The sequence below is a fragment of the Noviherbaspirillum sp. genome (assembly GCF_035254865.1).
In the GTDB taxonomy this organism is placed as follows: Bacteria; Pseudomonadota; Gammaproteobacteria; order Burkholderiales; family Burkholderiaceae_D; genus Noviherbaspirillum.
Genome location: NZ_DATFAF010000069.1, coordinates 1 through 20,920, shown reverse-complemented (window position 1 = coordinate 20,920; position 20,920 = coordinate 1). Strand labels below are relative to the sequence as shown.

The 20,920-nt window shown below is 58.8% G+C and carries 19 protein-coding genes; 16 read left to right on the top strand and 3 right to left on the bottom strand.

Annotated features, from left to right (window positions below):
• Positions 1–152 precede the first annotated feature (152 nt).
• Positions 153–515 carry an HPF/RaiA family ribosome-associated protein gene (locus tag VJ651_RS23645; RefSeq protein ID WP_414691351.1) on the top strand — a complete coding sequence of 121 codons (363 nt, stop codon included), beginning with the start codon at positions 153–155 and terminating at the stop codon, positions 513–515.
• Here the strand turns inward: VJ651_RS23645 and VJ651_RS16125 are convergent.
• Entirely contained in the window at positions 446–817 is a 372-nt protein-coding gene (locus tag VJ651_RS16125; RefSeq protein ID WP_324108426.1) for a hypothetical protein, read from the bottom strand. The genes VJ651_RS23645 and VJ651_RS16125 overlap by 70 nt on opposite strands.
• A gap of 301 nt (positions 818–1,118) precedes the next feature.
• Between VJ651_RS16125 and VJ651_RS16120 the strand changes: the two genes are divergently transcribed.
• From VJ651_RS16120 to VJ651_RS16055, 14 genes are all read left to right on the top strand, one after another.
• The gene (locus VJ651_RS16120; protein ID WP_324108425.1) at positions 1,119–2,042 is read left to right on the top strand and encodes a universal stress protein; all 924 of its coding nucleotides are present in this window, start codon (positions 1,119–1,121) and stop codon (positions 2,040–2,042) included.
• A 53-nt stretch (positions 2,043–2,095) separates the two neighbouring features.
• Positions 2,096–2,491: a nucleoside diphosphate kinase regulator gene (gene rnk / locus VJ651_RS16115; protein ID WP_324108424.1), complete on the top strand. Its 396-nt coding sequence runs from the start codon at positions 2,096–2,098 to the stop codon at positions 2,489–2,491.
• Positions 2,492–2,874: 383 nt separating this feature from the next.
• A complete protein-coding gene (locus tag VJ651_RS16110) occupies positions 2,875–5,787 on the top strand; it encodes a monovalent cation/H+ antiporter subunit A (RefSeq protein WP_324108423.1) in 2,913 nt (970 codons plus the stop codon).
• The gene (locus VJ651_RS16105; protein ID WP_324108422.1) at positions 5,787–6,131 is read left to right on the top strand and encodes a Na+/H+ antiporter subunit C; all 345 of its coding nucleotides are present in this window, start codon (positions 5,787–5,789) and stop codon (positions 6,129–6,131) included. The genes VJ651_RS16110 and VJ651_RS16105 overlap by 1 nt, the downstream gene beginning before the upstream one ends.
• A complete protein-coding gene (locus tag VJ651_RS16100; protein WP_324108421.1) occupies positions 6,128–7,750 on the top strand; it encodes a monovalent cation/H+ antiporter subunit D in 1,623 nt (540 codons plus the stop codon). The genes VJ651_RS16105 and VJ651_RS16100 overlap by 4 nt, the downstream gene beginning before the upstream one ends.
• Positions 7,747–8,241, top strand: coding sequence for a Na+/H+ antiporter subunit E (locus VJ651_RS16095; RefSeq protein WP_324108420.1), 495 nt, complete (start codon positions 7,747–7,749; stop codon positions 8,239–8,241). Before VJ651_RS16100 ends, VJ651_RS16095 begins: the two co-directional genes overlap by 4 nt.
• Before the next feature lie 11 nt (positions 8,242–8,252).
• Positions 8,253–8,531 carry a K+/H+ antiporter subunit F gene (locus tag VJ651_RS16090; RefSeq protein ID WP_324108419.1) on the top strand — a complete coding sequence of 93 codons (279 nt, stop codon included), beginning with the start codon at positions 8,253–8,255 and terminating at the stop codon, positions 8,529–8,531.
• On the top strand, positions 8,528–8,902 hold the full coding sequence (gene mnhG, locus VJ651_RS16085; protein ID WP_324108418.1) for a monovalent cation/H(+) antiporter subunit G: 375 nt from the start codon (positions 8,528–8,530) through the stop codon (positions 8,900–8,902). The genes VJ651_RS16090 and mnhG overlap by 4 nt, the downstream gene beginning before the upstream one ends.
• 363 nt (positions 8,903–9,265) lie before the next feature.
• Entirely contained in the window at positions 9,266–9,427 is a 162-nt protein-coding gene (locus tag VJ651_RS16080) for a hypothetical protein (RefSeq protein ID WP_324108417.1), read from the top strand.
• A 93-nt stretch (positions 9,428–9,520) separates the two neighbouring features.
• Complete coding sequence (locus VJ651_RS16075) at positions 9,521–10,807, top strand: O-acetylhomoserine aminocarboxypropyltransferase/cysteine synthase family protein (RefSeq protein ID WP_324108416.1); 1,287 nt, start codon at positions 9,521–9,523, stop codon at positions 10,805–10,807.
• A gap of 199 nt (positions 10,808–11,006) precedes the next feature.
• The gene (locus VJ651_RS16070) at positions 11,007–12,359 is read left to right on the top strand and encodes a TrpB-like pyridoxal phosphate-dependent enzyme (protein WP_324108415.1); all 1,353 of its coding nucleotides are present in this window, start codon (positions 11,007–11,009) and stop codon (positions 12,357–12,359) included.
• Between the two features lie 277 nt (positions 12,360–12,636).
• Positions 12,637–15,264, top strand: coding sequence for an AAA family ATPase (locus VJ651_RS16065; protein ID WP_324108414.1), 2,628 nt, complete (start codon positions 12,637–12,639; stop codon positions 15,262–15,264).
• 219 nt (positions 15,265–15,483) lie between these two features.
• Positions 15,484–16,290 carry a restriction endonuclease subunit R gene (locus tag VJ651_RS16060; protein ID WP_324108413.1) on the top strand — a complete coding sequence of 269 codons (807 nt, stop codon included), beginning with the start codon at positions 15,484–15,486 and terminating at the stop codon, positions 16,288–16,290.
• A gap of 301 nt (positions 16,291–16,591) precedes the next feature.
• Positions 16,592–17,221: a DUF4369 domain-containing protein gene (locus VJ651_RS16055; RefSeq protein WP_324108412.1), complete on the top strand. Its 630-nt coding sequence runs from the start codon at positions 16,592–16,594 to the stop codon at positions 17,219–17,221.
• A gap of 337 nt (positions 17,222–17,558) precedes the next feature.
• Here the strand turns inward: VJ651_RS16055 and VJ651_RS16050 are convergent, their stop codons facing one another.
• Both VJ651_RS16050 and VJ651_RS16045 read right to left on the bottom strand, forming a co-directional pair.
• Positions 17,559–18,605 carry a M48 family metallopeptidase gene (locus tag VJ651_RS16050; protein WP_324108411.1) on the bottom strand — a complete coding sequence of 349 codons (1,047 nt, stop codon included), beginning with the start codon at positions 18,603–18,605 and terminating at the stop codon, positions 17,559–17,561.
• Entirely contained in the window at positions 18,602–19,849 is a 1,248-nt protein-coding gene (locus VJ651_RS16045; protein ID WP_324108410.1) for a YjgN family protein, read from the bottom strand. The genes VJ651_RS16050 and VJ651_RS16045 overlap by 4 nt, the downstream gene beginning before the upstream one ends.
• 151 nt (positions 19,850–20,000) lie before the next feature.
• On the opposite strand from VJ651_RS16045, the gene VJ651_RS16040 reads away from it, so the two are divergent.
• Positions 20,001–20,920, top strand: a 920-nt coding sequence (locus VJ651_RS16040; RefSeq protein ID WP_324108409.1) for a TIGR03862 family flavoprotein, incomplete at its 3' end; no start/stop codon positions are given.

Here is a 20,920-nt window from a genome sequence, read left to right as displayed (position 1 = left end):
GCATTGCAATCGAAAAACAGTGCCTGGCCTCCTTCGATGAGGCTGCCGATCAACAATTCGGAAAATACTGAAGCAATATAAGTATTAATTAGGTTTTCTTTATTGGTACGCGAAGTTAGACTGAGCTCGTTAGTTTTGAACGGAGGTGTGCCATGCAATTTGATATCCGCTCCGAGAGCTTTGAACTGACCACCGCGCTGCATCGGTACGCGCGGCGTCGCCTGGATTTCGCGCTGTCGCGATTTCTCCCAAATCTGGACAATGTTTGCGTGCGTCTGATCGACGAAAACGGCCCGCGTGGCGGGATCGACAAACGTTGCCAGGTCCGTTTGCGCTTGCAGGGCATATCGGAAGTGATCATCAATACGGTCGCAACGGATTTGTACGTGGCCATCGATCGCGCCGCGGATCGCGCGGGGAACACCGTGGCACGCCGATGGGCACGTTATAAGCAGTCGATGCGCGCGCGCATGCTTCCACCGCATCGGTCAATCGAGTACGTTCTTGCACAATGAATCGTATCGGCATCACACGTTAATTGGCCGTGCATGATAAACAGCTCGGTTGTCTGCAGCTGTTTTCCGGGTGGGGAATCGGGTGGAACAAAGCGCAGGATGCGGTGAGGCGTTTTCTGCACGAATTCTCGGCCATGAACAGTGAAAGGCGGCACGTGGATATGAGCAAGAAAGGAAATGACGGGATGGCAAGCGACTGCGGCCGCATTCATTTCGCTGACATGCGGCTCGGCAGCATTGCCCCTGCGACTGGCGACATCGCTCGGCGCTTTGCTGCCCGCACATCCCATGCTTTTGTCCATCCTCAGTGCGGCCTTTCGCACGAACCTGCCGCGCCTGTTCGGCGTGCACAGGTGCTGACTCGAGACCTCGCCCGGCTTTCCTGGGCTCGGTAGCGGCTCAGGAAGACCTTCACGGTTTTCTCTGCCCTGCCGAGCACCCCTCCATGATTCCCGATCCGCGTCGGCGCCATTGCTGCGTCTGATGGCGAAGAATTTTTCCCGGTGACTGCCGCTGGCAATCGTCGGGTATTGTCTTGCGCTCTCAGCATGTGGTGCCGATCGGATCCTTGCTTTTGGATCTGCCATCTTTATGGAGGTAACGATGGGCCGTGTAAGAACGATTCTGGTCGCAAGCGACCACTCCCGGTATGGACGTCATGCAGAGTCGAGAGCTGCGATGCTCGGTGCAGAGTTGAACGCGGATGCCGTCGAAGTAATGAGCGTCTGCAATCGAAAGGCAGAGCGGCACCTGCATTCTCCTCTAGATGCCGATCCGGCAAATGTCGTCGCCAGCGACGCGGCGTCGCGTGGTCCTGCCGTCGCAGTGCCGGCGCTATTTCGACGCGATGCCGAACCTGTTCAAAGCCATGTGCCAGGTTCAGGTGTCGGGCCTGCCGCGATTGTTGAGCGCGCCAATCGGATCGGCGCGGATCTCACCGTGACTGCCTCCCGACAGGAAAACTTCCTTGCCGGTCTCGTTGCACGACTCAGGAACCACGAATTGATTCGCCTGAGCGATCGGCCGGTCTTGCTGATCAACCGTGAACCGACGGCGGCATACAGGAAGGTTCTCGTGGCGGTCGATTTTTCGGCCGAGTCGATGCAAGCGGCGCGATTGGCGCTGGCGGTAGCGCCGACAGCACAATTCACATTTCTGCATGCGTTTCGCGTCGCCGAGATCGAGATGATGACCGCACATGGCGTGGCCTCCGACAGCATGGATACCTACCGTACCCGCGCCGAGGAAGCAGCAAGGGCAAGATTGAACAGTTTTATCAATAGTCTTGGGCCAAGGAGGCAGTGGATCCATCGCACGGCCGAGCATGGGGTGCCGACGCCGGTCATTTATGCGCATGCCGAGGAAACAAGTGCCGATCTGATTGCGGTCGGAAAGCATGGAAAGTCCCGCTTTGTCGATCTGTTTCTTGGAAGCGTCACGCAGCGCCTCATCGATTACAGCGATTGCGACCTGCTGATTACGACTTCGCACTCCGAGGAGACGTCGGCCACGCCCCCAGCCGCGTGATCGGCACCAGGAACACATTGAAACACCATGTATTCAGTTTTGAAAGGTATGACATGAAACCAGACATTATCGTCACCACAGCCGATATCGATCGCCTGGAATCCTTGATCGAAGCGATGCCGCCACTATCGGATGCGGCAGAGGAACTTCTGGACGAATTGCAACGCGCCGAGGTAGTGGAGCCGCATGAGCTGCCCGGCACGGTTGTCACCATGGATTCCATCGTACGCTTCACCCTCGGTCCCCGAGGGGAGGAATTCTGCCGCAGGCTGGTTTATCCGCGCCAGGCCACCGATGCTTCCACGATTTCCGTGCTCTCGCCGGTTGGGAGTGCGCTGCTCGGCCTGTCCGTTGGCAGCAGCATCGAATGGCCGGGACCGACCGGAGAGCGCCTGCTTATCCGGGTTGTTGACGTTGTTCATCAACCCGAATCCGCAGAAGCCGGCTAATAAAAATTCCCTGGCAACAGAATCACCGGCCGCTTGCACGCATTGAGCGGCCGTTTGCACGCCGTCATGCTGATACGGTCCTGCCTGAAAGAACGGGATGCGGGCGAAGCGTGCTGCATGTCCGGTGAGCGGCGCGCGCAATGTCCGTCGCCTGCCGCAAGTCTGACGTTAGGACGATACAATCACACTCAGCGCGTGAACGATTAGTGCCTGTAATAAGGCAACCCGGAAACTGTTCAGAACAGACGCTGGCGCATTCCGCCATTCCGATTTTCCATTTCAGCGAGCATGATGAAGCCCGATGACAACCGATCTCTGACGAATCATTTACGGCAAGTGCCTATCTGTCCAGGATTCCATGTCGTGCAAGCGGGTATCTGCTGATGAACGGATTCTTGCTGACACTCATCCTGTTTCCATTCGCGGCAAGCGGTGTCGCGGCCTTTCTGCCTGCCGATACCCGCAACCGGCAGGCAGCGCTGGCTGGCCTGGTTTCAGTATTCGGCCTGCTGATGGCGGGGTATTTTTATCCGGCGATCAGCAGCGGCGAAGTCGTGCACTATCGCACCGAATGGTTGCCGATGCTCGGCGTGGATTTTTCGCTGCGCATGGACGGCCTGGTGTGGCTGTTCGTCATGCTGGTGCTCTTCATCGGCTTGCTGGTGACGCTGTACGCGCGTTACTACATGTCGCCCGAAGACTCGGTGCCGCGCTTCTTCGCCTTCCTGCTCGCCTTCATGGGCTCGATGCTCGGCGTCGTGCTTTCCGGCAATCTGGTGCAACTGGTGATTTTCTGGGAAATGACCAGCCTGACATCGTTCTTGCTGATCGGCTACTGGCATCATCGCGCGGATGCCCGGCGCGGTGCACGCATGGCATTCATGGTGACCGCTGCCGGCGGGCTGTGCCTGTTGAGCGGTGTATTGATGCTGGGACACGTCGTCGGCAGCTACGACCTCGACGTAGTGCTGTCGGCAGGAGATATCGTGCGCGCGCATCCGTGGTATCGGGCAATGCTCGTGCTTGTTGCGCTTGGCGCATTGACCAAGAGCGCACAGTTCCCTTTTCATTTCTGGCTCCCGCATGCGATGGCAGCGCCCACGCCTGTGTCGGCCTATCTGCATTCGGCCACCATGGTCAAGGCGGGCGTATTCCTGCTGATGCGTCTGTGGCCGGTCCTGTCCGGCACCCCGGAATGGGTTTGGCTGATCGCCGGGGCCGGCGTCTGCACCATGCTGATCGGCGCATTCGCGGCGATTTTCCAGCACGACCTGAAAGGATTGCTGGCGTACTCGACCATTAGCCATCTGGGCCTGATCACGGTATTGCTGGGGCTCGGCACGCCGCTGGCGCTGGTTGCCGCGCTGTTTCATACGTTGAACCACGCGACCTTCAAATCATCTTTGTTCATGGCCGCGGGCATCATCGACCATGAAACCGGGACGCGCGACATGCGCCTGCTGCGCGGTCTGTTCCGCCATCTGCCCTACACCGGCACGCTGGCCATCGTCGCCAGTGCGGCAATGGCAGGAGTGCCCCTGCTCAACGGTTTTCTTTCCAAGGAAATGTTCTTTTCCGAAACCGCGCTGGTCGGCGGAAATGAAGACTGGTCGATGTCGATGGCGGCGGTGGCAATGGGCATTTTCAGCGTCGCGTATTCCCTGCGATTCATCAGCGTGTTCTTCGGCAAACCGGTCGTGGCCTTGCCGAAAGTACCGCACGAACCGCCACGATGGATGCGGTTCCCGGTCGAGCTGCTGGTATTGCTCTGCGTGCTGGTGGGCGTCGCCCCGGGACCGATTGTCGAACCGTTTCTGCGCACGGGGGTTGCGTCGGTTCTTGGCGAGCATCTGCCGGCGTTTAGCCTGCAGGTCTGGCATGGTTTCAACATTGCGCTGCTCAAGAGCATCATCGCACTCACGGGCGGCGTCCTGTTCTATATCCTGCTGCGCAAGCGCTATGCGCTTGCCACCAGGAGCGATGCCCCGGTGCTGGAAAGATTCAGCGGCGCGCAGGCCTACGAAACGACGATCCTGCGCCTGGGGATGGCCGCCGCCTGGGTGGTGAAATGGTTTGGCAGCAAGCGCCTGCAGCCGCAATTGCTGCTGATGATGGTCGTGCTGATTGCCGCGCCGCTGTTGCTTGTGCAGCCCCTGCCAGCGTTCGGCGAGGCATTGCTCTCGGATGTCGACCCGCTGTTTGCCGCAACATGGCTGATCGGTTGTGCCTGCGCGGTCACGGCCGCCTGGCAGGCCAAGTACCACCGCCTCGCTGCGCTGATCCTGGTAGGCGGCACCGGCATCGTGACCAGCCTGACCTTTCTCTGGCTGTCGGCGCCGGACCTGGCATTGACCCAATTGATGGTGGAAACCGTGACGACGGTGCTGATCCTGCTCGGCCTGCGCTGGCTGCCGCCACGCATCTCGCCCTACGAACTGAACCTCACGGTACCACGCAGCGTCTGGTTGCGGCGCACGCGCGACATGGTGGTAGCGGTGGCAAGCGGAATCGGCATGGCAGCTCTCACCTATGCAATGCTGACGCAGCCCACGCCGGACAGCATCGGCGACTTCTTCCTGTTGCACGCCTTGTCCGGCGGCGGAGGCAGCAACGCGGTCAATGTTCTTCTGGTCGATTTCCGCGGTTTCGACACCATGGGAGAAGTGACCGTGCTCTCCATCGTGGCATTGACCGTGTATGCGTTGCTGCGCCGTTTTCGGCCCGCGCCGGAAAGTATTGCCATTCCCGTTCAGCAGGCCAATGATGTCGACCCCGCCGTGCGGCAGACGCCGGCCGAACAGGCCAACCAAGGTTACCTGATGGTGCCCGGCGTCTACCTGCGCTTCCTGATGCCGTTCATGGTGATGATGGCGGGCTATTTCTTTCTGCGGGGGCACAACCTGCCGGGCGGCGGCTTTGTCGCCGGGCTGATCTTCGCGGTAGCGGTCATTACGCAGTACATGCTGGGAGGCACGCATTGGGTGGAGTCGCGCCTCGGCCTGCGGCCGCACCGCTGGATCGCCTACGGGCTGATTGTCGCGCTGATGACCGGAGTGGGGGCGTGGCTGTTCGGCTATCCGTTCCTGACCAGTCACACGGCCCATTTGCACCTGCCGCTGCTCGGCGAAATCCATGTCCCCAGCGCCTTCTTTTTCGACCTCGGCGTGTTCATGGTGGTGGTGGGCACCACCATGCTGATCCTGCTGGCGCTGGCCCATCAATCGTTGCGCAGCCGACGCGCATCGGCGGACGCGCCGGCATCGCCGCAGCTTGCCGCCATGAGGGAGACGCTCTGATGGAACTCATCATCGCACTTGCCATCGGCATCGTGTTCGGAGCGGGCGTCTGGCTGATCCTGCGTCCACGGACGTTTCAGGTGCTGACCGGATTGTTGCTGATGTCGTACGCGGTCAACCTGTTCATCTTCATCGTCGGGCGAGTCTGGATAGACCGGCCTCCTCTGACCCTCGGCAAGACCTTGCCCGATCCGTCGACAGTCGCCGATCCGCTACCGCAAGCGCTGGTGCTGACTGCCATTGTGATCGGCTTTGCGACCACGGCGCTGTATCTTGTCCTGATGATCGGCACACGCGGCGCGACCGGCACCGACCATGTGGACGGCGAGGAGCCGGACCAATGAAGCTCGCCTGGAGTCAACACCTGATCCTGGTGCCGGTGCTGCTGCCGCTGTTGTGCGGCGCGTTGCTGGTGCCGTTCAAGGAAAGCCGCCACCGGCTGAAATTCGCGGTCAACATGATTTCGGTGCTATGCCAGTTTGCAGTCGCAGTCCGGTTGCTCGGCATGGCGGACAGCGGGTACTGGCCGCAGGGCGTCGGCGTCTATCTCGCCGCCAACTGGGTTGCGCCGTTCGGCATTGCGCTCGTCGCCGACCGCCTGGCGGCCATGATGCTGCTGCTGACGTCGGTGATCGCAGGATGTGCGCTGCTGTACTCGGCGCAGCGCTGGAGCCGTATCGGCGTGCACTTCCATTCCTTGTTCCAGTTCCTGCTGATGGGCATGAATGGCGCCTTCCTGACGCATGACCTGTTCAACCTGTTCGTCTTCTTCGAGGTCATGCTGGCCGCGTCCTACGGACTGCTGCTGCATGGCTACAATGTCGCGCGCCTGCGCGCCGGGATCCAGTACATTGCGGTCAACCTGGCGGCCTCGCTTCTGTTCCTGATCGGCGTTGCGCTCATCTATGCGAGTATCGGCACGCTGAACATGGCCGACCTCGCCGCGCGGCTGCCCGGCGCCGACGCCCAGCACTTGCCGCTGCTGAAAACCGGCGTGGCGATACTGGCGATCGCGTTCCTGGTCAAGAGTGCCATGTGGCCGCTCGGCTTCTGGCTGCCGACCACCTATTCCGCGGCGTCGCCCCCGGTTGCCGCGATGCTGGTGCTGATGACCAAGGTCGGACCGTACGTCATCCTGCGGGTGTGGCTGCTGGCCTTTTCCAGCGAGGCTGGAGCGGCCGCCGGGTTCGCGCTGGATCTGTTTCTCTGGGGCGGCATGGCGACCATCGTCTTCGGTGCGGCCGGCATGCTCGCGACGGACGTCACGGCAAGGCTGGCGAGCTACGGCTCGGTCGTCTCGTCCGGCATTCTGCTGGCGGTGATCGGCTACGGTCAGCCGTCGCTGGTGAGCGCCGGATTGTATTACCTGCTCGGCTCGACCCTGGCGCTGTCCGCTCTCATGCTGCTGCTGGAATTGATCGAACGCATCCGTTCGCCCGTCGCGGCGGTGCTGGCGCTGACGATGGAAGCGTTCGCCGTGGAGGAGGCGCCCGGAGAGCCTGTCGGCGTAGGCATCCCCGCCGCGCTTGCCTTCCTGGGACTGTCTTTTGCCGCCTGCGCGCTGATGATTACCGGTTTGCCGCCGCTCTCGGGCTTCGTCGCAAAGTTCAGTCTGTTCCATGCGCTTCTCAACCCGCCGGCTTCCGGCGTCACCGCGAAGACCTGGACATTGATGGCGCTGATCGTGCTCTCCGGATTGGCTGCCATCATTGCGCTGCTGCGCTTCGGGGTGCGCACCTTCTGGGCGGCAGGCAACGTGGCGCAGCCGCGATTGCCAGTGAGCGAAGTGGCGCCGATCTGCATGCTGCTGGGCCTGTGCCTCCTGCTGACCGTCCAGGCCGGGCCCGTCATGTCCTACCTGATGCGTACGGCCGACGATCTTCACCGGCCGCGGCAGTACATCGAGCGCGTACTGTCCGAACCCGCCGTGCCCGGCCTGCAGGGCAGGGGAGATGCGCCATGAAACGCTGGCTGCCATCCCCGCTTGTGTCGGGCATTCTGCTGCTGCTTTGGCTGCTGCTTCAACAAAGCATGGACCCCGCGACGCTTCTGCTGGGGACAATACTTGCCATCGGTGTGCCTTTGCTGACACGGCCCTTTTTCCATCCGATCGGGTTTCCCAGGGTGGCAAAGCCCATCCTGCTGCTCCGCCTGTTATCCATGGCCGGGATGGAAATCGTGCGCTCCTGTATCAATGTCAGTCGCATCATCCTTTTCGCCCGACCGGCGGGATTGAATTCCCAGTTCATCCGCATTCCGCTTGACCTGAAGAATCCGTATGGTCTCGCACTGCTCTCATGCCTGATCAACATGACGCCGGGAACGGTGTGGGTGGAAATCCTGCCGGAAAAATACGAACTCGTGCTGCATGTCTTCGACCTGCACGATGAGCAGTGGTGGATCGACACCATCAAGGCACACTACGAAAAGCCGCTGATCGACATCTTTAAATAGGAGAAAGCTCGATGGAAATTCTGCTGCAATTGGCAATCGGATACGCAGCGTCGTGCGTGGTCCTGGCCATGCTGTTTTGCACGGTACGCCTGCTCATCGGTCCGGCTGCGCATGACCGCGTCCTGGCATTGGACACGCTTTGGATGTGCTGCATGCTGCTGGCCGTGGTATTGGGCATTCACTTCGGCAGCCAGATCTATTTCGAGGCGGCGATGCTGATTTCATTGATCGGTTTCGTCTCGACCATTGCGCTGGCCAAGTTTCTGATGCGCGGGGAAATCATCGAATGAACGAAATCGAAAACATCTCGACCTGGGCGGCGCTGGCGATCACGCTGATGCTGGTAGTGGGTGGAAGTTTTATCCTGATCGGCGCGTTCGGTCTGATGCGACTTCCGAGCTTTTACCAGCGCATTCACGGTCCTGCCGTGACCATGACGCTCGGCACCGCAGGCGTCCTGCTCGCATCCATGCTTTACTTCACCGTACTGCGGTCGCGTCTGGTGATGCACGAGGCAATCATCGCAATGTTCGTCATCATGACCGCGCCGGTCGTATCGATGCTACTGATGCGGGCGGCGGTCTATCGTGACCTTCGGACCGGCCAGGCAGATCGACAGAGCGACGCCGACAAGGTCTATGGAACATTGCCGAAGGAATGAGCTTTTCGAGGATGGGCAGTGATAGTCGCCAAATGTCGGCACGATGGCAACCCATCCGCGGTGTTCCAGCAGGGAACGCGGCGCATCATCGGCCAAAAGTTGGGTCAAGACTCTCACGATATGTCCACCCGTAATGAGTGCGCACATGCCCAGCACGCTGGCCAGTAGCAGTTGTCCAGTGAAGAGCAATGATGCTTCGCCTCGCGGAACGGCTGGCGGCAATGAAATACGGAGTTTGTCCTACAGGCGCCTGCCGCAACGGCAAAAACCGCCGCATTGCGAGGTTTTCACAAAGGGAAAATGTTATTCTTCAGGAGCTGCTTTGACCGCGTCCGCATACCCGTTGACAGCAGGCAAGCCGTCATGATCGCCACGCTTGTCCTGCGCTTGCAGGGGCCGACACTGATCGGTGGGCACGCGATGGCAAGCGTCGGATATCGCCATCGCCGCAGGGAGCAATTCGCCGAGAGAAAGACCCGAGCAGCTGGCTTCTTTCCCGTATTGAATGGGCGCGAGGCAGGGTGATTGCTGCCGAGCATCTGCGACTCGATGCAGGCAGGCAATGCAACACCCGCGCCGCAGCGCATGGATCGTATTTTTTGAAAGCAAAGGAAAACAATGAAACTTGAGACACTCGCAGTCCACGCCGGCTACACGCCCGAACCGACCACCAAGTCGGCCGCGGTGCCGATCTACCAGACCGTCGCCTATTCCTTCGACAACGCGCAGCACGGCGCCGACCTGTTCGACCTCAAGGTCGCTGGCAACATCTATACCCGCATCATGAACCCGACGCAGGACGTGCTGGAAAAGCGCATCGCCGCGCTCGAAGGCGGCGTCGGCGCGCTGGCGGTGGCCTCCGGCATGGCCGCGGTCACGTACTCCATCCAGACCATCACCGAAGCCGGCGACAACATCATTTCCGCCGGCACGCTGTACGGCGGCACCTACAACCTGTTCGCGCACACCATGCCGCAGATGGGCATCGAGGTGCGCTTCGCCGACGCGCGCAAGCCGGAAAGCTTCGCGCCGCTGATCGACAGCCGCACCAAGGCCATCTTCTGCGAATCGATCGGCAACCCGCTCGGCAACGTCACCGACATCGCCAAGCTGGCCGACATCGCGCACGCGCACGGCATCCCGCTCATCGTCGACAACACCGTGCCCAGCCCCTACCTGTGCCGTCCGTTCGAATACGGCGCCGACATCGTCGTGCATGCACTCACCAAATACCTCGGCGGCCACGGCAACAGCATCGGCGGCGCCATCGTCGACAGCGGCAAGTTCCCCTGGGCGAAGCACAAGGAGCGCTTCAAGCGCCTCAACGAACCGGACGTCTCCTACCACGGCGTGGTGTATACCGAAGCGCTCGGCGAGGCAGCCTACATCGGCCGCGCGCGCGTCGTCCCGCTGCGCAACATGGGCGCGGCGATCTCGCCGATGAACGCCTTCCTCATCCTGCAAGGCATCGAGACCCTCGCGCTGCGCATGGACCGCATCTGCGAAAACTCGCAAGCCGTCGCCAGCTTCCTCAAGAATCATCCGAAGGTGGGCTGGGTCAACTACGCCGGCCTCGCCGACCATCCGGACCATGCGCTGGTGAAGAAATACATGGGCGGCCGCGCCTCCGGCATCCTGTCCTTCGGCCTCAAGGGCGTGGACAAGGCCGACCCGCGCGCAGCCGGCGCACGCGTGCTCGACGCGCTGCAACTGTTCACGCGCCTGGTCAACATCGGCGACGCCAAGTCGCTCGCCACGCACCCGGCATCGACCACGCACCGCCAGCTCAATCCGGAAGAACTCGCCAAGGCCGGCGTGTCGGAAGACATGCTGCGCCTGTCGATCGGCATCGAGCATATCGACGACCTGATCGCCGATCTGGATCAGGCGCTGGCGAAGGCGTAAGTCGCAGCAGCAGACATAAGAAAAACAAGCAGCAGGTTCCCTCCCCCTTCGAGGGGGGAGGGCTAGGGTGGGGGTGATGAGGTTGAGCAATTGATGGTGTAGGTTCAACCCGTGCACCCCCATCCCACCCTTCCCCCTAAGAGGGGGAAGGAGCCCGCGAGTATTGATTGAACCGCTTGCCACACGATAGGACCACACCATGTCACAAACCAAATTCCTGCTCCCCGAATCCGAAATCCCGACCCATTGGTACAACATCGTGGCCGACATGCCCAACCCGCCCGCGCCGCCGCTCGGCCCGGACGGCAAGCCGCTGACGCCCGATGCGCTGGCCGCGATCTTCCCGATGAGCCTGATCGAGCAGGAAGTCTCGGCGGAACGCTGGATCAAGATCCCCGAGAAGGTGCGCGAAATCTACCAGCTCTGGCGTCCCACGCCGCTGTTCCGCGCGCATCGCCTCGAAGCCGCGCTCGGTACGCCCTGCAAGATCTACTACAAGTTCGAAGGCGTCTCGCCCGCCGGCTCGCACAAGGTCAACACCTCCGTCGCGCAGGCCTACTACAACGCGGAAGCCGGCATCAAGCGCATCGCCACCGAAACCGGCGCCGGCCAGTGGGGCAGCTCGATGGCGCTCGCCGGCCAGATGTTCGGCCTCGAAGTGCGCGTCTACATGGTCAAGGTCAGCTACTTCCAGAAACCCTACCGCCGCTCCATGATGCAGACCTGGGGCGCCGAAGTCTTCGCCAGCCCGTCGGAGCAGACCAACACCGGCCGTGCTGCGCTCGCGGAGAATCCCGACAACCAGGGCTCGCTCGGCCTCGCCATCTCCGAAGCGGTGGAAGAAGCCGCCTCGCGCGCCGACACCAACTACGCGCTCGGCTCCGTGCTCAACCACGTGCTGCTGCACCAGACCGTGATCGGCCTCGAAGCCAAGAAGCAGTTCGATCTCGCCGGCGACTACCCCGACATGATCTTCGCCCCCTGCGGTGGCGGCTCCAACTTCGGTGGCGCAGCCTTCCCCTTCTTCGCCGACAAGGCCGCCGGCAAGAACGTGCGCCTGGTCGCCGTCGAACCGACCTCCTGCCCGACGCTCACGCGCGGCCACTACGCCTACGACTACGGCGACACCGCCAAGCTCACGCCGATGACCCTGATGTATACCCTCGGCCACGACTTCATGCCGCCGGGGATTCACGCAGGCGGCCTGCGCTACCACGGCGACTCCGCGCTGGTGTCGCAGCTCTATCACGAGAAGTTGCTCGAAGCCGTCGCCGTGCCGCAGCTTGCGACCTTCGATGCTGGTGTGCGCTTTGCACGTTCCGAAGGCATCATCCCCGCACCGGAATCGAGCCACGCGATTGCGGCGTGTATCGATGAGGCGCTGCGCTGCAAGGAGAGTGGAGAAGCGAAGACGCTGTTCATCAACCTCTCCGGTCACGGGCACTTTGATATGGGCGCGTATGACGCTTACTTCAGCGGGAAGCTGCAGGACTTTGCGTATCCGGAAGAAGCGATCAAGGCGGCGTTGGATCGGTTGCCGAAGGTGGGGTGAACAAAATCAGAAAATGAAAAAAGGGTGCGCATTGCGCACCCTTTTTTGTTTGTTGTCGCGTAAGACAAAGTCTTCCCATATTGGCGAGATGGCCTGAGATGCCAAATAAGCGTTAAATTTCGTAGCGAAAAGAATACTGGAAAAAAGCCTTAAATCAAGGAGACATGTGATTGCAAGACTTGGCTCCGACTTGAGCAGAAGGCAACTAAACTAGGTAGCGGACATGTCGAAAGCACTCACTGAGTTCAAGAGGTTCCTATCCAAGGAATTGGGCAGCATGTCCCAGTTCGAAAAAAAGCTCTCGGGACTGATCCTCAAGAACTTCGAAGAGATCTCGGCAGTGGGAACTGCGAAGGGGCAGCGAGGAAAACTGGTCGCGAAGCTGATTCAGAACGCAGGTGATGGGGCGGCAGAAGACTTCGATCTCGGAGAAGAAGGGACGGGCCACGTAGCGGGGACGGTATCAAGACTCTCTCAGATCACCGTGGGGAACTTCCGAGGATTTTCCGACAACCACTCCTTTAGCTTAATCAAGAAGTTTACGTTCGCCTATGGTCCGAACGGCACTGGAAAATCCAGTCTATGTGAAGCGTTCGAGTACTGTCTACTTGGCTCAATCCATGAAGCGGACAACAAGCGTATTGACGTTGCTTCATACATCAGGAACTCAATCACTGGCTTGTCTGATCGTCCCGTTCTGAAAGGGATCGGCGCGGACGGAAAAGAAGTAGACGTTGAGGCAGATCCGACAGCCTATGAGTTCTGCTTCATAGAAAAGAACCGTATCGATGGATTCGCGCGCGTCGCGGCCAATACGACTTCTGCCCAACAAACTCGATTGGCGTCGCTTTTCGGCCTCGACGAGTTCAACGGCTTCGCGACACAATTCAACGATAATTTTGAGAACTACCTCGACTGCGTTGGACAGAAAATCAAGCTCCTTAAAGACAAGGAGAAGCAGACTGCCGGACATAAGCAGATACTTGAACTACTTCCTGCCAAGGAAAAGGAGGTCATCGAAAGGACCGAGGTTCTGCTGAAGAAGTACGACCAAATCAAGACACTAGTAGATTTGAAGGTCCACATTTCTGGAGCGGGTGAGACGGAGGGTATTCTCGCCAAGACCAATTCCGATATCGCAAAACGAGCTACTCTAAGGACAGTCGCGGATCCCGGCGTAGATCTGATCGTATTGGGCGGGCAAAAGCTATCCGAACTTCTTAAGGAACGTACTACTGCAAAGCAGTTTTTAGCTGGATATAAGGATCAACTGTCGTTGCGGGATCTGTACGTGGCTATCATCGCAAACAAGGTGCGATACGCCGACAATTGCCCGGCCTGCGAGTCTCCCATCCACATAGGCGGTGCGCTTGCGGTCCCGGTGGATCCCTATGCGAACGCCGAGAACAAGGTAAAACAATTCGACGAAGCAATGAAGAAGGAGGCGCGCATTGCCAAGATTAAAGAAGAACTCGATGCGGGATGGGTATCGCTGAACGGGAGAATCGAGCGACTTCCGGACTTGGCGAAAGCCGTCTCATTTCCAGATGAACAAAAGATTGGAGCGTTGTACGAAGCTGCAGGCAAGGTGACTGATGCCAAGTCACTTGAGGAGTTCGTCATTTTTCTCACTTCCCAGGCAGCATTGCTTCGTGCCCTCAAGGAGACGGTCGTAGCTTTCAACTCCTCAATTGAACAGTCAAAAGCAGAAATCAAGGCTCTCCAGTCGAGGGCGCTATTGCTGACGAAAGATCTCGAAGAGATCGCGGCCATAAGCGCCTCCGCGAAATCGGTGGCCGATAGCAAGGACACCGCAACGAAGGCAATTGCCAAGTTCAATGAAGAAAACGCCGCTCTTATCAAGGAAGCGGAAGCGGAGAAGCCAATCGTCGAGCGGAATATGAAGTACCTATCAGCGTACGGACGTTTCCGAGAGAAACTGCTGGCGTACAACGCCTGCCTTCCGTTGGCACTGGCGGCGAATCTCAACGAGAAGACAATGGAGTTCTACAATGCGATCAACAAGCACGATCACTATTCAGACTGGCTGGTCGGCTTATCGCTTCCTACTGCGACAGGAAAGAAAATTGAAATTGAGTTCGAGAAGGGGAAGAAGCTGGACGCTCTCCAGGTTCTCAGTGAAGGGCACATTCGCTGCCTCGGCCTCGCGATTTTGCTTGCCAAGATCGTTCGAGACGACCTTCCCTTCCTCATCTTTGACGACGTGGTCAACTCCATCGACGATGAGCACCGGACGGGAATCATAGAGATTGTGCTGGGTAACGAAGAGATCAGCCGCCGACAGCTCATCATCACGACTCATGGCGAGGATTTTGTAAAGCGGTTGGAGAATTTTGTCTCGAAGAAGGATCATCCAAATTTGGTGAATCGAATCGATTTCTTGGTTCCCACCGAACCTAAGAAGATTTTGGTGAAGCTGGACTCCCCGCGAAGTTATCTGGTCGTGGCGCAGCGCCAATTCGACGAAGGACGCATCAGGGACAGCATAGGCCAAGTGCGCAGGTCATTCGAGGAAATACTCAATCGCCTGTGGAAGAAGATCGCGGCCAAAGGTCACAACGTGCAGCTTAAACTTGGATTACGCGCGCCAGGAGCAGGCCCGGACCTGATGGCTCTTGCGAATGGACTGCACGAGTATCTCTCGAAAAAGGAAGTCCAAGTGTTCCAGGAAGTTCTTCCGTTGCTCGGTCAAATGCTCGGCCGTGAGAAAACGCACGCGGAAGAGTGGAACTACCTCAACAAGGGGACACATGAGGAAGACAGGGAGACGGAATTCGATGCAGTCCTAGTCAAGGAAATGCTGGCATTGGTGGAGCAGATGGAAGAAGTCATCGCAAAAGGCGGAGCCACGCAGGCCAAAGCAATGTCAACATTGGCAGCATAACCAATCACTACTAGGAAAGCAGGCAACGGCGTCATATCTTTCAACCAACCAGATGTGTAATTGTAAGACTCTGACGCTGCGGATGAACTCTTTTCGTAGAGGCTTGGAAAAATGGGGGGGCACGCCTTGCAATCAAGCAGCTGCGCTATATCAAGACCCCATTCTTGTTTCTGCAATCCTTGTGACTCAATTCATCTCACCAACATTGAGGGGGGGAACATGGCATCGTTACCGAAAAAAGTGGCAGAACGACTGGCTTCAGGTATTAAACGGTTCCAACCAATTCTTGCGGCGGCAAAGGCGCGAGATGTAGGTGAAGCCGATACGGTCACAATTATCAAAGACATGCTCGCAGAAGTGTTTGGCTACGACAAATACTCTGAAGTCACCTCCGAGTTCTCGATCCGCGGAACATACTGCGATTTAGCGACCAAGATCGATGGAGTCTTGCAAACGCTGATCGAAGTGAAGGCGATTGGACTCGATCTGAAGGAGCAGCATGTTAAGCAGGCGGTCGACTATGCAGCAAACCAAGGCGTGGATTGGGTGCTCCTAACAAACGGCATAGTTTGGCGTATCTATCATTTGGTTTTTGCAAAACCAATTGATCAAGAGCTTGTCGTTGATATCGATTTTCTGGCTCTGAACCCCCGTTCGGAACACGATATCGAATTGCTCTACCTCTGGTGTAAAGAAGGATGGCAGCGCTCTGTTCTCGGCGAATATCACACGCAAAAGCAGGCATTGTCGCGATTCTTCGTCGGAGCGATGCTGCAAACCGATCCGGTTCTGGAAGTCATTCGTCGTGAACTTCGGCGCGTGTCGCCTGACGTCCGCATTGACATTGAGCAGATTAAAACTGTTCTTTTGAACGAGGTAATCAAGCGTGATGTTTTTGAAGGTGATAAAGCGGACGACGCAAGAAAGAAGATTGCACGAGCTGCGTCTAAAGCTCTCCGCGCTTCAAACAATCGTTCCGAGAACAAAGAGCAGGCTGACGGAGCGACGACACCTTTGGGAGCGTAGCCGAACCGCGACCACAAGTAAGAAGCGTAACCAGAAAAACTGGGTCTTGCATTCGAGCGGAAGTGTGATCGCAAGACCTGATCTTGTCGTTCCCAGCCAACGATAAACTCGGCCATACCGGCTATCGTTGCTGGAATTCTTTATAACTAGTTAATTGAAGATCGGTGCGGTAGCGGTATTTTTTGATCAGCTACCGCACTCTTCAATGTGTGGCATCGATGCAGGGCCTCAGGCAAGAAATTTGGCAGCCTACTGCACTCACTTAGTATGTGCTACCTGTAAATTTATAAGGCAATATTCCATGAAGCGTTCAAATTTAGCTGCAATGTTATTTTGTGTGGTTGGCGTTTTGCCCATTGCTGGGTGTGGAGGAAGTTCGTCACCGACAGACGCAACGATAGGCGGCACAGTTTCCGGCTTACCATCCGGTATTACCGTCTTATTAGTGAATAACAACACCGAGACAATCAACGTTAATACGAACGGTAGCTTTGTCTTCAGCAGAAAGGTTCAAGCTAGGGGAACATACAATGTCACCTTATATACCCAACCGACCGGTGCGAGTTGTGCCGTTGCAAACGGCACGGGGACAGTCAATCAAGTTGGTGAGAACGTCGCTAACGTTTCGGTTACCTGCACGCCTGCAGCGCATGCATTTTTAAACTACAGCCTTGGCGTAACCGTTTCAGGTCTGGCGCAGGGAAACTTCGTTACGTTCCTTAACAACGGTGGGGATTCCGTGACTGCTAATGCTAATGGCTTGTTTATTTTTCCGAAAACATATGCGCTGCAGGTGGCAGGAGATGAGAGCTACAACGTTACAGTTTCTACGAATCCGAGTGGCCAAACCTGTACTTTGTCAAATGCATCCGGAACTAACACAAGTGCAAACTTTGTTAACTTTGTGAATATCGTTGCTAACTGCCACTAGCACGCAAATCTTTACATTCCTCGGAAGAAAGAACGGGTCAGGTCTTGCATTCAAGCAGCACCGTGATTGCAAGATCTCGTATATTGCGCCCACCGATCCACAAATCAGTAACAATGTCGGCCTCGATCGGATCGGGCTATCGGCCATCGGCAAGACTGTAGGGCCAGAGAGCGCGGTAGGCTGGGATGCAATCCCAGCTATCATTGCCGCATGCAAGAGAACAGGGCCAGGTCTTGCAATCAAGCAGATACAAGGTACCAAGACCTAACCCCGCTTCTTGTTCGCTGCCGTTAGCTTCACACGCAACCCGTTGTTCATCAAGCCAGTGATGCCGTAGTTACTTACCATCCGCCGCGCGAAGCCGGCCGATCCGTTCCTCGTCGCTCGGGTGCGAGCTGAGATAGTCCAGCGGCCTGTCGCGCCGTGTCTTGCTCTGACCTCGCCGCTTCGGCACTTCATCCGCCCCATGATCGTGTGCATGCGCGGCACCCAACTTCTCGAACAGGTCCGCCATTGGTGACAGCGGAATGTGATTCTCGCGCATCATGTCAATCGCATAGCCGTCCGCCTCGCGCTCGAAGTCGCGTGAATACTTCTGGTCCAGCAGGAAGGCCGGCGCGGCCGCCAGCACGCTGGAGACGTCGCCGATCAGCAGATGAATGACGACGCCCATGCCCGCCGTCTGCATCATGTGCCGCAGCGAGTGCCGGCGCTGCACATGGCCGAGTTCATGGCCGAGTACGCCCAGCACCGCATGGTCGTTGTGCGCGAACGTCACCATCTCATCGGTCATGATGATCACGCCATTGGGCAATGCGAAGGCATTCGGGCTCATCTTGCTGCGACGGAATTCGAGCCGGTATGCGGTCTTCTCGCCGCGCGGCTGCTTCAGTTGCGCGAACAGCTGCCGCAGCCGTTCCTGCTCCTCTGGCGCAAGACGCGACGGCTCCATGAAGCCGCGGTCGATCATCGTCAGCTGCTCGTCGCCGATGCGTTGCCAGACTGCTTCCGGCAACTGCTGCGCGAGCGTGTCCGCCGCCCATGGCAGACCCCATTGATAGCCGGCGATCAGTACGGCCAGCAGCGACACGAGCGCGAGCAAGGACCGCGGCCACTGCATCTGCCAACGCACCACGCGGGGTTCGCGATAGCCGTTCTTGCGAAGCAGCCGGTCGAGGCCCGGATCGCTGCTGTGGATGAATCCGCCGCCCGGCAGGCGCAGGATGCGCGGTGCATGGTCCAGCCGCTCCGATACGTCCAGCCTGGACAGCCGGTAGCTGCGCCGCACGCCGTCGCCGTCGATGGCGACGATGCGTTTGTGGATCAGCAGGGTCACCGCCTGGGAGCGCGCGCTTTGACCGTCAAAATAGGTTGCGGTAATCATAGGGCGATATCGATATCGAACAAGTCGCCGGCTTCCTGTCCGATCGCGCCGGCGTGGTCGTTGCAATGGTCGGCCAGGAATTCGTCCAGATCGCCGGACGGCACCAGGGTCATGCTTTCGACGCGGTACTTCGCCAGCCGCACGGCGGCGAAGGGCTTGTACAAGCCGCAGGTCAGCGTGATCAAGGCCAGGTTCGATGCATGTATCCACAACAGGGAGCGCGCTCTGGCGGCGCTTTCGAAGCGGTGCATGCCGAGTTCGGTGTTGTTCCAGACCAGGTTCTGGATGCGGCTTTCGAGATAAGGCCGCACGAACAGGTAGAAAGCGTATGCGTTCAGCAGGCCATACACCAGCGCGAACAGCCAGCCGAAAATCGTCTTCTGCAGAAACGCGAACAGGCCGGCGGTCAGGAAGCCGAACACCGCTGCCGGAATCGCGCCGAGAAAGAAGAAGCCGACCGCCTTGCCGTAGACTTTGAAAAATGCAGACGCGCGCGCATGGAAGTAAAACGGCGTGCGCCCATAATCGGCATTGTCGTGCTGATAGCGCTTCAGGCAGTAGTGCGCCAGCGGCACCGTGACGCCGAGTGCGATGAGCGGCAGCAGTGTCGTCAGCAGAATCACGCCGATTCCGGGATTGTGCGAGTAGGACACCACAATGCTCCAGATGAACAAGCCGATGAATGCGAGCACGACCGGGAACAGGATCAGCATCCGGTACGCCTCGCCGACCGTGCCGCGGAAATGGAATCGCAGGCCGCGATAACTTGAGTTAGCCATCTTGAAGCGGAATGCGCGCGCCAGCAGCCACGGTGTGATGCCGGCCAGGATGAGCGCGACGATGACGGCAGCCACGACCGAGATGTCGAAAGAAATCTGGTAAGCGGCGATCAGCACGAGTGCCAGGATGCGCCCCTTGAGGATCGCCTTCGGATCGCCGTGATAATCGAAAATCGCGCCGGCGACGCGGGTATTGCGATAGAAGTATTGCAGCCGCCTTACCTTGGCCCAGGCGGAATAGACACCAAGCGTCAGGATGCTCAGCAGCAGGTTCACCACCCAGATGCGGAAATATTCGGAGCCGGTGCCGGTGAACTCGAAGCGCTGCGGAGCGCTGAAATCCTGTTCGGCCGGTGCGGCCGGTTTCACGCCCACCGCCACCGCAGCGGTGCGCTGAGGCGGCTCATCATCCTGTAAGCGCAGCGGCTGCGAGGCCGCACGTCCTTCAATCGTGGCCTCGGCCATTCTTTCTCCCTGATGTCATTTCTTGTTGGGCAGTGCCGCCGGCAAATGGATGCCACAAGCGAATCGCAAAAAATTGCAAGAATACCATCGTGCGGAATTGCGGCATCTTCTGCGCCGTTTCCTTGTGATGGTCACGCCGAAACCCCGGATAATGTCGTCCATGCACACGAAAAGCAATCCCATAAAAAGCGTAGTCATCATCGGCGGCGGCCCGGCCGGCCTGATGGCGGCCGAGGTACTGAGCGGGCGCAATTTGCAGGTCGAGGTCTTCGACGCCATGCCATCGGTCGGACGCAAATTCCTGTTGGCGGGCAAGGGTGGCATGAACATCACGCATTCCGAGCCGATCGAGTCCTTCCTCGGCCGTTACGGTGCGCGGCGTGAACAGATGGCGCCGCTGCTCGACGCCTTCGGCCCGCAGGCGCTGCGCGCATGGATTCACGGGCTCGGCATCGATACCTTCGTCGGCACTTCGGGCCGTGTCTTCCCGACCGACATGAAGGCCGCGCCGCTACTGCGTGCGTGGCTGCATCGCCTGCGTGAAGCCGGCGTGCGCTTTCATATGCGGCATCGCTGGCAAGGTTGGGAGGGCAAGCCTGCGGACGGCAATCTGCGCTTCGCGACGCCCGACGGCGAGCAACGCGTGCATGCCGATGCGGTATTGCTCGCGCTTGGCGGCGCAAGCTGGGCGCGTCTCGGCTCCGATGGCGCGTGGGTGCCCTTGCTCATGGCGCAGGATGTAACGGTCAAGCCGCTGCAACCGGCCAATTGCGGTTTCGATGCACCGTGGAGCGAGCATTTCCGCACGCGCTTTGCCGGCGAGCCGGTGAAGTCGGTGGTCGCGAGCGTGGTCGGCGCGGATGGGCAAATGCGCACGCGCCAGGGTGAATTCGTCATCAGCGCAAGCGGCATCGAGGGCAGTCTGGTCTATGCGCTGTCGTCGCATCTGCGCGATGCGATCGCCGTGCACGGCGAAGCGACGCTGACGCTCGATCTGGTGCCGGGCAAGAGTCTGCAGCGCGTGATCGACGAGGTCGCGCATCCGCGCGGTTCGCGCTCGATGGCTTCGCA

Bases quoted from the DNA above. Each gene is read 5' to 3' on its own strand.
- VJ651_RS23645 (WP_414691351.1), top strand. From the start codon at position 153: ATGCAATTTGATATCCGCTCCGAGAGCTTTGAACTGACCACCGCGCTG.
- VJ651_RS16125 (WP_324108426.1), bottom strand. From the start codon at position 817: ATGGACAAAAGCATGGGATGTGCGGGCAGCAAAGCGCCGAGCGATGTC.
- VJ651_RS16120 (WP_324108425.1), top strand. From the start codon at position 1,119: ATGGGCCGTGTAAGAACGATTCTGGTCGCAAGCGACCACTCCCGGTAT.
- rnk (WP_324108424.1), top strand. From the start codon at position 2,096: ATGAAACCAGACATTATCGTCACCACAGCCGATATCGATCGCCTGGAA.
- VJ651_RS16110 (WP_324108423.1), top strand. From the start codon at position 2,875: ATGAACGGATTCTTGCTGACACTCATCCTGTTTCCATTCGCGGCAAGC.
- VJ651_RS16105 (WP_324108422.1), top strand. From the start codon at position 5,787: ATGGAACTCATCATCGCACTTGCCATCGGCATCGTGTTCGGAGCGGGC.
- VJ651_RS16100 (WP_324108421.1), top strand. From the start codon at position 6,128: ATGAAGCTCGCCTGGAGTCAACACCTGATCCTGGTGCCGGTGCTGCTG.
- VJ651_RS16095 (WP_324108420.1), top strand. From the start codon at position 7,747: ATGAAACGCTGGCTGCCATCCCCGCTTGTGTCGGGCATTCTGCTGCTG.
- VJ651_RS16090 (WP_324108419.1), top strand. From the start codon at position 8,253: ATGGAAATTCTGCTGCAATTGGCAATCGGATACGCAGCGTCGTGCGTG.
- mnhG (WP_324108418.1), top strand. From the start codon at position 8,528: ATGAACGAAATCGAAAACATCTCGACCTGGGCGGCGCTGGCGATCACG.
- VJ651_RS16080 (WP_324108417.1), top strand. From the start codon at position 9,266: ATGATCGCCACGCTTGTCCTGCGCTTGCAGGGGCCGACACTGATCGGT.
- VJ651_RS16075 (WP_324108416.1), top strand. From the start codon at position 9,521: ATGAAACTTGAGACACTCGCAGTCCACGCCGGCTACACGCCCGAACCG.
- VJ651_RS16070 (WP_324108415.1), top strand. From the start codon at position 11,007: ATGTCACAAACCAAATTCCTGCTCCCCGAATCCGAAATCCCGACCCAT.
- VJ651_RS16065 (WP_324108414.1), top strand. From the start codon at position 12,637: ATGTCCCAGTTCGAAAAAAAGCTCTCGGGACTGATCCTCAAGAACTTC.
- VJ651_RS16060 (WP_324108413.1), top strand. From the start codon at position 15,484: ATGGCATCGTTACCGAAAAAAGTGGCAGAACGACTGGCTTCAGGTATT.
- VJ651_RS16055 (WP_324108412.1), top strand. From the start codon at position 16,592: ATGAAGCGTTCAAATTTAGCTGCAATGTTATTTTGTGTGGTTGGCGTT.
- VJ651_RS16050 (WP_324108411.1), bottom strand. From the start codon at position 18,605: ATGATTACCGCAACCTATTTTGACGGTCAAAGCGCGCGCTCCCAGGCG.
- VJ651_RS16045 (WP_324108410.1), bottom strand. From the start codon at position 19,849: ATGGCCGAGGCCACGATTGAAGGACGTGCGGCCTCGCAGCCGCTGCGC.